Raw genomic sequence first — 13,242 nt, forward strand, 5'->3', positions numbered from 1 at the left:
AAACGAATTCGCTGCAGCAGTATCCCGTAGTTAAAATGTAGTAAAGCCTAAAATATCCTGTAGACGGTATATAATATCTTTCCAAAATGTTGAATGATCCTCGTAAGCTGCTAGATCCAAACTGTATTCAGCCCCCTGATTATTCCATAGCTTATCAAAATAGGCCGCAACCTGTCGGGTCAGCTTGCTGTCCGCCGGAGCGGCCACCCACAATTCATTTTCCAGATTCAAATCATCCAGATTACGGGGGGTCAGATTGGTAGAGCCACCCCAAATGATATGCTCTCCTTGCGCCTTGGCGATATAAATCAGTTTGGTATGGAACTGCTCATGAGTAGTATGATACCAGCGAATTTGAATGTTCCCGCCCGATTTATCGGACAACTCCTGGGCAACCGGACGATTGGGGATGCCGATTTTTTCCTGACCAAACGCGTTTTCATTGGGGTCCAGCAGCAATTGGATGTTTACACCGCGCGCAGAGGCATCCAGCAGGCTATTCAATACTTTGCGGTCAGCCAAATAAAACATGCCCATATGAATGCTGTCACCTTTCTTCGTCTGCCCGATGCCATCCAGAACCGAGGTGTACACCTTGCCCTCAGTTAGATATTTGATCCGATAGCTGTCCTTACTCGATGGAACTTTGGGTTCGGCCTGTGGTGTATAGGCAGGAAGCTGCCCACCGCCCGAAAAGTCCAACACCGCCTGCTCCGTTTGTAAAATGTCTCCGATGATAGGCCCCTTCACCTCCAGCGCTACATTGGAGTGATAAGCGCTCGCGTCGTGCACGTTGCCTGTAGAAATGAGCGCTGTCTGTTCGTTGGCAACCAATTTTCGGTGATTGGCCTTGACGTTTAACAGCTTAAGATAGGAGCGGGCCGTAACATCAGGTCCGTTACTGGCCATCAGGTTGGGAATCCAGCCTGTGCCCTGCTGCCCGAACCATTGGAAAAAGGTACGCCACACCGCCGAATAGATGGGTGTGGAGTCCCGCAACGGGTCTACATCGGTCTGCACGACTTGAATCCCTGCTCGCTTCATATTCTCCAACAAAGGATTGGGGGCAGAATTGTAGTTGGTATTGACTTCATCTGTAATGAAAAAGATAGGCATATCCGGATGAGCTTTCTTTTTGGCAATAAGATGATCGGCCATTTGTGCGCTGACTTGGGGGAAGCGTTGACCTTTATGCTTATAGTCATTGAACAGAAACAGGTCGATGACAATAAATTGTTGGGCTTCATCAATGATCCCGAGCATACGATTCAAAATTTGTCCTTCATGCTGTGCAGTGCTTCCATCCCCGGTGGGATAGGTCAAATCCGTCCAGAAGTTTACCTCATGGGTTGAATATTCCTGACTTTCATAGGAGACGAATGGCGGCAATGGTTTATGGGTCTGATACAGCATGACGGTAATCAGCCAGAGAATAAGTACCAGAATAGCGATTTTAAAAGCCCGACTCTTTTTCTCGGTTCTTCTTTGATATTCCGGCACAGAATGCAGCGGATCACGTGTAATCATATGACGATCAACTCCTCAATTGAATGCTGCATTCCATTTTATCGTGCCGGAACATGCAGTTTTATGATGGGATACTGTCAAGTTATTAACGCAAGTGTGCAGGATTGACGCGGATACTGAATGGAATGAAATGGAGGATGTTTTACTATTCATTGAGGACATATGTCCTTTATAGACAGTCTGCCCTATACTTTAATATATAGAAAAGTCATTTACATGGGGAGAATAACGATTTATGAGAGGAATCTTGTTTGCTTTTCTGGGAGGAGCGTGTATTACGCTACAGGGGGTAGCGAATACACGGATTAGTCAGGATATCGGTACATGGCAGGCGGCCACTGTTACTCAGCTAATAGGCTTTATTTTGGCAGCATTCGTCTGGATGTTTACAAGGGATGGAAATGTAGCTGAAATGAAACAGGTAAAGCCAATGTATCTTTGGGGCGGTGCCTTTGCAGCTATTATTATATTTAGTGAAGTCACGGCAATCCAACATATTGGGGTTACGTTCACGATCTCGGCGTTGTTGATTGCGCAGTTGTGTTTAACCTTCCTGGTAGATATCAAGGGATGGTTCGGTATAGTGAAGCAAAAGATGAAGCTGCCACAATTTATAGGTATTGGTATGATGATTGCGGGTGTAATTATTCTGAAACTTTAAAATAGAAATTTAACTTGTAAAGAAAGCTTAGAATGTAGAAATTGAAGGTGAGCTTAGGAATGAGAGAAATTCAGGATCAAGAGCAGCTAAAGTATTTTTTGCAGCTGCATGAGTTGGAATCCATACTCTACGAGCCACTACATCCTTATTTGTCGTTGCATCGTTTGGAGCAAGGGGAAAAGCTCTGTTCACAGGGGGACCCCATCGAGCATCTATATTTACTGGTGCAGGGCAAGGTCAAGATTTATACCAGTTCTACAGAAGGGAAAACCCTGATCCTTTGCTTCAAAACACCGATCGAGGTCATAGGAGATGTTGAATATATTCGGAGTAGTCACGTTATCAACACAGTAGAGGCAGTGTCTCCGATCTATGTGATCGGTATTCACCACCAATGGATGAACAAATACGGCAGAGACTATGCTCCTTTACTGCAATTTCTATTGGATATTGTCACGCGAAAGTTTTGCCTGGACTCCGACTTTTCCAGTTTCAATCTCATGTATCCGGTGGAAGTCAGGCTGGCGAGCTACCTGCTATCGGTTTCTTTTGACGAATCGAATACGGCTTTTCATGAGGAATTACGTGCATCCAGTCTGGTAGATGTGGCGAATTTGATCGGAACCAGCTATAGACATCTCAACCGTGTCATTCGCAAAATGATTGAAGATGGATGGGTTGAACGGACAAAAGGCTACATTGTCATTCGGGACAGAAAAGGTTTGAGTGAACTGGCAGGACATAATATTTATGAATCATTGTAATATGGGCATTTATAAAAGCAGAAGAATATCAAGGATCATCAAGGGAGAGTTAACATATGTTATTAGGAATTGTATTGGCGATTATCGCAGGTGCCTTGGTCAGTCTGCAAACGATATTCAATAATAAGGTGAATGAACGGACAGGATCGTGGGCTACAACAACATTGGTGCTGGGAACAGGGTTCGTGGCTTCCTTACTCGGAAGTCTTATTTTTGAAGGGAAAAATACATTTACTTTACAGCATATGCAGCCGTGGTACTGGTTCAGTGGCATGATTGGTGTCGGTGTTGTGTTCTGTCTGGTGCAAGGAATGAAGCGACTTGGCCCGACCTATGCGATCTCCATTGTACTGACGGCGCAACTAGGTACGGCCCTGTTGTGGGATTCGTTAGGATGGCTGGGATTAGAAAAGATTCCGTTTACCTTTAACAAGTTGATCGGAGTATTGGTCATTATCGGTGGTATTCTGGTATTCAAATTTGGACATGGGCGTACGAAGGAGCAAGCGGAAAGCATTTCATCTGTACCTGATTCGATGAAGGGATGAAGGAGATTGTAATGACCTTTATCTTGCTGGGATAGGGATCGTCCTTTCGAGTAGGCATTTTGCAGAAAAGCGGCAGCTCCATTAGGAGCAGCTTTTCTGTAGAGTTTCCGAAATAACTGGTTTATTGCGAATTTTGAACATGCCTATGGGTAAGGAAAAATGTTCACGATCGTGTATATATTTTTCCATCCATGATACAATGAAAGTATCTTAAAATAGCCACTTTAAGGGCTACGATATTGATATAAGCGACGATAAATAGATCGGTTACCGTGTTCGGGAACGGTCTTATTTGTGCTTCTTGAACTTGATGCAATAAACAGAGTTACTTTGGATGAGGTGGGACATAGATGAGTAGTACAGAGAATAGAAAAGGAGCATCTGACGGTTTTAACAGATCCGGCTCTTTGTTGCCTGCCGCGCGGACAGGCGAACGGAAGATTGAGCACGTCCGCCTTTGTTTGCAAGAAGATGTGGCCGGACAAGGCATCACCAGCGGGCTGGAGCGATATGCCTTTAAGCACTGCGCTTTGCCGGAGTTGCATTTTGACGAGGTTCGTCTGGATACTACTTTTTTAGGGCAGGCTGTACGAACACCGCTGCTTATTAGCTCGATGACAGGCGGCAGCGCCGAGACAGGAGCGATTAATGAGCGATTAGCAGAGACAGCGGAGAGACGCGGCTGGGCATTGGGCGTCGGTTCGGTACGGGCTGCTGTGGAAAGGGGAGAATTGGCTTCAACCTTTGCGGTTCGCCGTCTGGCACCCAGTATCCCGATCCTTGCCAATCTGGGTGCGGTGCAGCTGAACTACGGATTTGGCGTGGACGATTGTCGCCGTGCAGTGGAAATTGCCGGAGCAGATATGTTGGTGCTGCATTTGAACGGATTGCAGGAGATTTTTCAACCCGAAGGGAATTTGGATTTTAGCGGCCTGCTTAAGCGCATTGAGGAGTTGTGTCGTCAGCTTTCAGTGCCTGTAGGAGTGAAGGAAGTAGGTTGGGGCATAGATGGTGAGACGGCATCGAGACTGTATGATACGGGTGTTGCCTTTATTGATGTCGCTGGCGCAGGTGGGACAAGCTGGAGCCAAGTGGAGAAATTTCGTAATCCTGATCCTGTGCGTCGCGCGGCGGCGGAGGCGTTTGCGGATTGGGGCAATTCGACCTCTGATTGTATCGTGGAAGTTAGAGCTGCTCAGCCACATGGTGCTCTGATCGGTAGCGGTGGACTGAGAGACGGTGTCGATGCAGCTAAGGCGCTCGCTCTGGGGGCTGACATGGCAGGCTTTGGGCGTTCTTTGCTCGGTTCTGCGGTTGCCTCTAGTGAAGCGCTGGAGGCACGTTTGGAGCAGGTCGAACTGGAACTCCGCACGGTCATGTTTGGTATTGGGGTAGATGGAATAGAAGGGCTCAAAGATACGACTCGACTAAGAAAGAAGGTAAACGGATGAGTGGACTTATTACAATGGTTCCGATGAATGCAGAGCAATATGATCGATTTGAACAACGCTCGCTTGCCGACTATGCGGATGAGAAAATCCAAGCAGGTACATGGACGGTAGAAGAAGCACCAGAACGTGCGGCAGAAAGTTTTGCTCGATACCTGCCACAGAGACTAGACACACCTCATGCTCACCTGTATATGTTGATGTTTTCCGATGCCGGGGGGCAGAGTCAGGAGGAAGTTGGCTACATCTGGTTCAATATTACGGACGGCGTGCAAGGAAAAGAAGCTTTTCTACTGGATATTCTTGTATACGATTCATACCAGGGGAGGGGTCTAGGTACGATGGCGATGGAGGCTTTGGAACAGGAGGCTCGCAGGCTGGGAGCTGTCCGCATCGGTTTGCATGTATTTGGGCATAATGAGCGAGCTTTGCATGTATATCGCAAGTCGGGCTATCGGATTACGGATATCCAGATGAGCAAAGAAATCTAAATAGGGATATAGCAATATCCTGAATTTCATAACCGTATGCTTGCCGCGTGTATAGGTTCTCATATATAATGTGGGTTGGTAAACTAACGGATGGCATAACGCATATTTTATATAAACGGGAGTTGTTCTGATTATGGCTTTAAAAGCGGGGATTGTGGGCTTGCCGAACGTGGGCAAATCAACACTTTTTAACGCAATAACGCAGGCGGGTGCGGAATCCGCAAACTATCCATTTTGTACGATTGACCCCAATGTAGGCGTCGTTGAAGTACCAGACGAGCGGCTGGATAAGCTGACCGAACTGGTTGTGCCGAATAAAACGGTACCAACGGCATTTGAATTTGTTGATATTGCAGGACTTGTGCGCGGTGCGAGCAAGGGCGAGGGTCTGGGTAACAAATTTCTGGCTCATATTCGTGAAGTGGATGCGATTGTACATGTGGTACGTTGCTTTGAAGATGAGAACATTACCCATGTGGACGGCAAAATTGACCCGATCAGCGACATTCAGACCATTAATTTGGAACTGATTCTGGCGGATATCGAAAGTGTAGACAAGCGTATTGAACGTTCCCGCAAAAACATGAAGGGTGGCAACAAGCAGTACACCCAAGAGGTAGAAGTGTTGGAGCGGATCAAGGAATCGCTGTATGCTGATAAACCGGCGCGTAGCTTAGAATTGTCGGATGAAGAACGGTTGATTGTACGCGATCTTCATTTGCTTACGATGAAGCCTGTACTCTACGCAGCTAATGTTAGCGAAGATGGCGTAACGGAAGCGGACAGCAATCCATATGTGCAAAAGGTACGCGATTTTGCCGTGGCGGAAAATGCAGAAGTGGTGCCGATCAGCGCCAAGGTAGAATCTGAAATCGCTGAACTGGAAGGCGAAGACAAAGCGATGTTCCTCGAGGAGCTGGGATTAGCTGAATCTGGATTGAACCGTCTGATTAAAGCAGCTTATCGCTTGCTGGGCCTGTATACGTATTTCACAGCAGGTGTGCAGGAAGTACGCGCTTGGACGATTCACAAAGGAACGAAAGCACCGGGTGCTGCGGGCGTAATTCATACGGATTTTGAACGCGGATTTATTCGTGCCGAGGTTGTATCCTACAACGATTTGGTCGCTGCTGGTTCGATGAACGGGGCTAAGGAACGTGGTCAGCTTCGTCTGGAAGGTAAGGAATATGTAGTGCAGGACGGAGACGTTATGCATTTCCGTTTTAATGTTTAATATATAATTTCCAGAATACAATACCTGATTCGGATATATAAAAGACGATGACTTAATGTATGTGTGTTCTGAAAGGTGCTAGATTACGTGGTCGCTGCCTATATTAGGGCGGCGACTTTTTTATTGTATTGCTGTTGTGTGGATTTTTGCAAAATCCTAAATTAGTCAGTATTTCTTGTAGCTAATTCATGAATTAGTTGGTATAATAAAGAGCTGTAGCCAGTGAAATTGAAGCTGGTTTCATATTAATTTAACTGAAGAGGTGAATCGCTTGTTGGACCGATTGCAATCATTGGCGGACCGCTACGATAAACTGAGCGAACTGCTCTGCGATCCGGATGTAGCGAACGATAGCAAAAAACTTAGAGATTATTCCAAAGAACAGTCTGATTTACAGCCTGCTTATGAAGCATATACCGAATATAAAAATGTTGTTGAAGAGCTGGAAGCTGCAAAAACCATGCAGGGTGAAAAGCTGGACGACGAGATGCGTGAAATGGTCAAAATGGAGATTGAAGAACTGAGTGTTCGTAAGCGGGAGCTGGATGAAAAAATCCGTATTTTGCTGTTGCCGAAGGACCCGAATGATGATAAGAACGTTATTATTGAGATTCGTGGTGCAGCAGGTGGCGACGAAGCGGCACTGTTCGCAGCTGACTTGTATCGGATGTATACTCGTTATGCCGATACCCAAGGCTGGCGTGTAGAGCTGATGGATGCGAACATGAATGATCTCGGGGGCTTTAAAGAGGTTATTTTCATGATTAACGGCCGTGGTGCATACAGCAAAATGAAATTCGAAAGCGGCGCACACCGCGTACAGCGGATTCCGACGACGGAATCAGGTGGACGTATTCATACGTCGACATCTACAGTATCCGTTATGCCTGAAGCAGAAGAAGTGGATATTGAAATCTCCGACAAGGATATTCGCGTGGATACGTTCTGTTCCAGCGGTGCGGGCGGGCAGTCCGTTAATACGACCAAGTCGGCGGTGCGTGTAACGCATATGCCAACAGGTATTATGGCAACCTGTCAGGACGGAAAATCCCAGAACTCCAATAAGGAGAAGGCACTGCAAGTTTTGCGTGCCCGTATTTCGGATATGCTGCGTCAGGAAGAGGAAGCCAAATATGCAGGCGAGCGTAAGAGCAAAGTAGGTACCGGAGACCGCAGTGAGCGTATACGTACCTACAATTTCCCGCAAAGCCGTGTAACGGATCATCGTATTGGCCTAACTATGCATAAGCTGGACCAGGTGATGAACGGAGAGATCGAAGAAATCGTATCGGCGCTCACGATTGCAGAGCAGGCTGATTTGATGGAACAAGAGGTTTAAGTTTTGGGGAACGAACGCGATTGTGTGTATCGGATGTCGCCGGAACGGAACATGAGTGTCAGAGAAGCCTTAGTTGAGGCTTCTTCTTTTTTAGGAAGCTGTGGCGTTCTGGAGCCGCAGCACAATGCCCGTTTGCTGCTGGAGCATGTGCTGGGGTTGGAAGGTACGGCGTTTTACGCCGCACTGGGTGATCCGTTCCCTTCCTCCGCCAAGGAGGCGTGGGAACGGATCATAGCCCGCAAAGCTGCGGGTGAACCGGCGCAGTATATTATCGGACGGCAGGAATTTTATGGCCGCCCGTTCGCGGTTTCGCCGTCGGTGCTGATTCCGCGCCCCGAGACAGAACTGCTCGTCGAGGCGATACTCCAGCACGGCGATCGGCTGTGGCCAAGCGGCGCTCTGCAGGCGCTCGACATCGGCGCGGGCAGCGGTGCGATTGCCGTGACGCTGGCGGCTGAGCGACCGAGCTGGCGCGTGGCGGCGGGGGATATTTCCGCCGCTGCGTTAAAAGTAGCGGCTCATAACGCTGCTGCGAACGGCGCAGCCGTAGAATTCCGCGAGGGCGATCTACTGGCGCCGTTCGCGGGAACGGCGGTGGACATTCTCGTGTCCAACCCGCCGTACATCCCGGCTGCTGACATCGCTGGCTTACAGCCAGAGGTACGCGATCATGAGCCGCGGATGGCGTTGGATGGTGGTCCTGACGGGCTCGGCCCGTATCGGGCAATGCTGGAGCAGCTCGGACTCCTTCAGGCTCCGCCCCGGCTAATCGGGTTTGAATTGGGGATGGGACAGGCCAGAGACGTGGCTGGCCTGTTGGAACAGGCAGGTCATTGGAAGAACATTATAATCGTTCCTGACCTTGCTGGGATCGAACGACATGTCCTAGGCGTCTCGGAGTAGTGCTGCATTTTCTTTTTGCGAGTCTTTCCTTTAGAATAAGAGGGGTATGACCGAGAAACGGCTCAGGGGGAAATCATGCTTCAGAAATTGAAAAAAATTGACGGTCCGGTTATCTTTATTCTGGTTTTGCTCATGGCGATTAGTATCATAACGGTATACAGCGCAGGTAGGGGCCCTACGAACTTGGCAGAGCACGGCAATGACTATCAAAAGATGATCGGGTATTATATATTGGGTTTTGTGGCGATCTTGGGTTTAGCGATAGTCGATTTTCGGATATTCATTAAAAAAGCCCTGTACGTATATGGGGGCGGAATATTCCTGTTGGGTCTCGGATTTTTTGGCGGGACGGTTAACAACTCTCAGGGCTTTTTGAAAATTGGTGGCTTGAATCTTCAGCCTGCTGAAGTATTCAAGCTGGTCCTTATCATTTTTCTGACTTATATGCTGATCAAAAAGCGCAAGAGCAAGCTGTATTTTATTCAGGATGTTCTTCCAGTCGCTCTGGTGAGCTTTGTCCCGTTTGCCATGGTTATGGCACAAAATGACTTGGGTAATGCGCTCGGTTACATTGTCATCGTCATTGGTATGCTATGGATTGGTAATGTGAAGGCATCCCATGCGTTAATCGGATTCATCGTATTTGCAGTCGCTGTTGGCGGCGGGATCAAGGCTTATATTTCGTTTCACGATGAGATTGATTCCTTTATGAAGGGGATTGGCCGTAGTCACTGGGTTGAGCGTTTGGACCCTTGGTTGGTACCGGAAGAGGCAACCGCGAAGGCGTCTTATCATACCAAAAATGCCAAGCTGGCGATAGCCTCTGGCGGGATGATGGGCAAGGGCTTTTTGCAAGGAACCTCGGTACAGTCCGGGCGTGTTCCTTATACGTACGCGGATTCTATTTTTGTGGTCGTAGCGGAGGAATTTGGCTTTGTAGGCTCTTCAGTGCTGCTATTGTTATATTTTATTTTGATTCACCGAATGATCCTGATTTCGCTGGAATGCCGGGATCGCGCCGGACCGTATATTATTGTCGGGATTGTGTCCATGTTGCTGTACCAGATTTTTGAGAATATTGGTGCGTTTCTGGGCATTATGCCGCTTACGGGGATTACGCTCCCGTTCATAAGTTATGGTGGTACCTCGTTGCTTATTAACATGGCTAGTATCGGCTTGGTTATGAGTATTAAGGTGCACGGCCAAGAACTGGAGGACGATCTGCCGCAGCCTTCCAGAGTAAGCTTGACGAAGGCGAAAAAAGCCTAGTGCAGGTGGATTTGGCTTGAAACTGATTGGTATTTGTGTGAGTTAAAACGGTGCAACGAGAGAGTCCAGATTGTGAAATCTGGGCTTTTTCATATTCCTCGGTGAGGGTCAGAAGCTTGGTGTAGCATGATTTGAGGGTGTATTGAAGAAAATCTGTAAAGTGTTCCTGAATCTTTTACAAGATTCATAGGTTTAGACTCTCCCAAACCGGACAGACTGATAGACATGATAGAGTTTGGGTTTGGGGGGACGAAGATGAGAAGTTGGATCAAGCAAGCTGCAATGATACTATTTTGTATTTCGATATTAATGATGTCTTGGGAAGGTCAAAAGACGGATGCTGCTATGACCACTGGAACGAGAGGAACCTTAGCATCAGGAGTAGCTACAACAGAGCTGAATGTGATTCCGCATGACTCCATTCGACTGCGTATTTTGGCCAACTCGGATCGTCCGGAGGATCAGCTGGTTAAACGCGAAATACGGGACGCTATTGTGCAGCAGATGAATGCATGGGTAGGTGAGCTGGAAAACCCGCAAAGCTTAGATCAAGCTAGATCATTGATTGATGCTCATTTACCTGAAATTGACCGTTTGGTAGGTACAGAACTGGCTCGTCGCGGCATTGCATATGATCATCAGGTGGAACTGGCGAGCGTACCTTTCCCAACGAAAATGTACGGTGGTCTGGTCTACCCGGCAGGGAATTATGAAGCGCTTCGAGTTACGCTGGGGCAAGGAAAAGGTCAAAATTGGTGGTGCGTGCTGTTTCCTCCGCTGTGCTTTATTGATGCAGGCAGTGGGGAAGCAGCGGCACAAACTGTATCAGCAAAAACGGATCACGGAGAAAGTCGGACGAATGTCGCTGACAAGGAGCCGGAAGTACGTTTTTTTCTGTGGGATGCACTTGCGGGACTGTGTAGCTGGGTGAGTGGCTTGTTTGCCTAAACGTTGAGGAGTATAAGTTTCCCCATATGCTATAATGGAGCTTACGATAGATATACACATGGCAGAGCCAAATAAACTGATCTTTCAAAGTAGCCTTATGGGATCAAGCAAAATCACTGGCCTGTATATGACAATAAGATATGGGATGATCTGATATGAGCGATAAATCGAATCAATTGCAAGACTTGCGCGGAGATTTTGTGCAAAAGGAAAAACCTGAGCAAAAGCTGGACGAACAGGAAAATTGCGAGCTGAAGCAGGCATTGAAGTCTTCCCATACCCAATGGTGGGATGTAAGATGTTTGGTTCCTGTGAGCAACATTGACGGGGATGTTTCTGACGAAGTTTGGGCTGAACAGACTCGGCTCGCGGCGGAAAAGGGCATACAGGAGGCCGGCGTACTCCTCCAAGCTGGAGAGACGGTAGCTTTTCCTACGGAGACTGTGTACGGCCTGGGGGCCGATGCTCGTAGTACAAAAGCGGTGGAGGCGGTATTCGCTGCCAAAGGACGTCCCTCCGATAACCCGCTCATTGTACATATTTCTGATGCTGATCAATTAGAGGGGTTGGTAGCAGTAATAAACGATACGGCCCGAGCGCTGATGAATATGTTCTGGCCGGGACCGCTGACTCTCGTATTGCCAGTAGTGCCGCAGGCACTGTCATCACGTGTGACAGCCGGGTTGGATACAGTCGGTGTGCGCATGCCGGATCATCCGATAGCGCTTCGTTTGATCGCTGAAGCGGGTTGTCCACTGGCTGCGCCAAGCGCCAACCGGTCGGGAAGACCCAGTCCCACCCTTGCACAGCATGTGCGAGAGGATCTGGAGGGCCGCATCGGCGGCATTTTGGACGGAGGTCCCACGGGGGTGGGGCTGGAGTCCACGGTGGTGCAGGCGGGTGACGACGGAACCGTCACCATCCTGCGCCCCGGCGGCGTGACGGCTGAGCAGCTCGCTGCGGTTGCTCGCGCCGTCGTGCTGGACCCGGCGTTGACTGTTACGCCCGGGGAAGACGCAGACAGCCCCGCGCCGCGCTCGCCGGGCATGAAGTACACGCACTACGCGCCGCGAGGCCGCTTGAGCGTGGTACAAGGCCCGTCGTCCGTTGAGGTGACGGGCTGGATTCGCGCCGCGCTGGCGGAGGCTTCCGCGCGCGGGGAGCGCACGGCAGTGCTCGCGTTCGACGAGCATGCCGCCGGCTACGCCGGAGAACGCGTCTACACGCTAGGCAAGCTGGACGCGCTCCATGAGGCAGCGCAGCGCCTGTACGGCGTGCTGCGCCGCTGCGACGAGGACGGCGTCACCTACATTTTGGCGGAATCCTGTCCGCCGAAAGGATTGGGAGACGCCGTCATGAACCGCCTGCTTAAAGCGGCAGGTCACCGAATCGTCCGCTTGTAGCTTCTGTCGAATCAGAGCCTCTTATATTAAATTTTCCTCCCTCCTCGTCTCGGTATTGGGTACTTTCAGTGTATGCTTGTACTGATTTGCCCCTTGTCCGCATAACGTGTACAAGAACAGACGGATAATGGAGGGATGGAGTATGCTGGCAGCCTCTGCCCATGCCGGGCAGGTTGTAACGATTCTAATCATGGCGGTAGCGCTAGGAATGGATGCGTTATCGCTGGGTGTAGGGATCGGCATGAAGGGGATACGCCTGCGAGACGTGCTGCGCATCAGTACTGTTATTGGTTTTTTTCACATTCTGATGCCATTGCTGGGAATGTTCACAGGCCATTATATGAGTTCTTTATTAGGTCATGTGACGGCCTACTTCGCAGGGGGTCTACTCATCCTTTTGGGCGGGCATATGGTGTATAATTCCTTTAAAGGGGACGGCGTACAGGTTTTGGATCATCGTTCGCCTTTAGGCCTTTTGCTGTTTGCACTTGGGGTGAGCGTTGACTCATTTTCTGTAGGAGTGTCACTGGGTATGTTCCAGAGTGATCTGGTGCTGTCCGTTCTGGCGTTTGGTTTTTGCGGGGGAGCAATGGCGATGTTGGGCCTGCTATTGGGTCGCAAGGTCAGCCGCAATCTGGGGGATTATGGAGAAGCGGTGGGTGGTGCCATTTTGTTGGCATTCGGCTTTATGTTTATGTTTTGATTTT

13 protein-coding genes are annotated in these 13,242 nt (G+C 49.0%); 12 read left to right on the forward strand and 1 reads right to left on the reverse strand.

All coding sequences use genetic code 11. The features are described 5' to 3' along the window. Positions 1 to 30: 30 nt before the first annotated feature. Positions 31 to 1,527, reverse strand: coding sequence for a phospholipase D family protein (locus tag C1T21_RS04550; RefSeq protein ID WP_103047390.1), 1,497 nt, complete (start codon positions 1,525 to 1,527; stop codon positions 31 to 33). A gap of 235 nt (positions 1,528 to 1,762) precedes the next feature. On the opposite strand from C1T21_RS04550, the gene C1T21_RS04555 reads away from it, so the two are divergent. The 12 genes from C1T21_RS04555 (at position 1,763) to C1T21_RS04610 (ending at position 13,238) form a co-directional block, all read left to right on the forward strand. Beyond that, complete coding sequence (locus C1T21_RS04555; RefSeq protein ID WP_103047391.1) at positions 1,763 to 2,188, forward strand: DMT family transporter; 426 nt, start codon at positions 1,763 to 1,765, stop codon at positions 2,186 to 2,188. Between the two features lie 59 nt (positions 2,189 to 2,247). Continuing rightward, a complete protein-coding gene (locus C1T21_RS04560; RefSeq protein WP_103047392.1) occupies positions 2,248 to 2,952 on the forward strand; it encodes a Crp/Fnr family transcriptional regulator in 705 nt (234 codons plus the stop codon). A gap of 56 nt (positions 2,953 to 3,008) precedes the next feature. Then, complete coding sequence (locus tag C1T21_RS04565) at positions 3,009 to 3,500, forward strand: DMT family transporter (RefSeq protein WP_039271577.1); 492 nt, start codon at positions 3,009 to 3,011, stop codon at positions 3,498 to 3,500. Between the two features lie 350 nt (positions 3,501 to 3,850). Then, positions 3,851 to 4,951: a type 2 isopentenyl-diphosphate Delta-isomerase gene (gene fni, locus C1T21_RS04570; protein WP_103047393.1), complete on the forward strand. Its 1,101-nt coding sequence runs from the start codon at positions 3,851 to 3,853 to the stop codon at positions 4,949 to 4,951. Then, positions 4,948 to 5,439 carry a GNAT family N-acetyltransferase gene (locus C1T21_RS04575; RefSeq protein ID WP_103047394.1) on the forward strand — a complete coding sequence of 164 codons (492 nt, stop codon included), beginning with the start codon at positions 4,948 to 4,950 and terminating at the stop codon, positions 5,437 to 5,439. The genes fni and C1T21_RS04575 overlap by 4 nt, the downstream gene beginning before the upstream one ends. Before the next feature lie 133 nt (positions 5,440 to 5,572). Then, positions 5,573 to 6,673, forward strand: coding sequence for a redox-regulated ATPase YchF (gene ychF / locus C1T21_RS04580; protein ID WP_039271572.1), 1,101 nt, complete (start codon positions 5,573 to 5,575; stop codon positions 6,671 to 6,673). Between the two features lie 271 nt (positions 6,674 to 6,944). Continuing rightward, positions 6,945 to 8,012 (forward strand): peptide chain release factor 1, encoded by a 1,068-nt coding sequence (gene prfA / locus C1T21_RS04585; protein WP_013312344.1) that lies wholly within the window; start codon positions 6,945 to 6,947, stop codon positions 8,010 to 8,012. 3 nt (positions 8,013 to 8,015) lie between these two features. Then, a complete protein-coding gene (prmC, locus tag C1T21_RS04590) occupies positions 8,016 to 8,915 on the forward strand; it encodes a peptide chain release factor N(5)-glutamine methyltransferase (protein ID WP_103047395.1) in 900 nt (299 codons plus the stop codon). A gap of 75 nt (positions 8,916 to 8,990) precedes the next feature. Further along, on the forward strand, positions 8,991 to 10,184 hold the full coding sequence (locus tag C1T21_RS04595; protein WP_103047396.1) for an FtsW/RodA/SpoVE family cell cycle protein: 1,194 nt from the start codon (positions 8,991 to 8,993) through the stop codon (positions 10,182 to 10,184). A 255-nt stretch (positions 10,185 to 10,439) separates the two neighbouring features. Continuing rightward, positions 10,440 to 11,132: a stage II sporulation protein R gene (spoIIR, locus tag C1T21_RS04600; RefSeq protein WP_103047397.1), complete on the forward strand. Its 693-nt coding sequence runs from the start codon at positions 10,440 to 10,442 to the stop codon at positions 11,130 to 11,132. A 155-nt stretch (positions 11,133 to 11,287) separates the two neighbouring features. Beyond that, positions 11,288 to 12,535: an L-threonylcarbamoyladenylate synthase gene (locus C1T21_RS04605; RefSeq protein ID WP_103047398.1), complete on the forward strand. Its 1,248-nt coding sequence runs from the start codon at positions 11,288 to 11,290 to the stop codon at positions 12,533 to 12,535. A 142-nt stretch (positions 12,536 to 12,677) separates the two neighbouring features. Then, a complete protein-coding gene (locus C1T21_RS04610) occupies positions 12,678 to 13,238 on the forward strand; it encodes a manganese efflux pump MntP (protein WP_023990719.1) in 561 nt (186 codons plus the stop codon). Positions 13,239 to 13,242: the final 4 nt, after the last annotated feature.

This window comes from Paenibacillus sp. F4, from assembly GCF_002894905.1.
GTDB classification, from domain to species: domain Bacteria; phylum Bacillota; class Bacilli; order Paenibacillales; family Paenibacillaceae; genus Paenibacillus; species Paenibacillus polymyxa_B.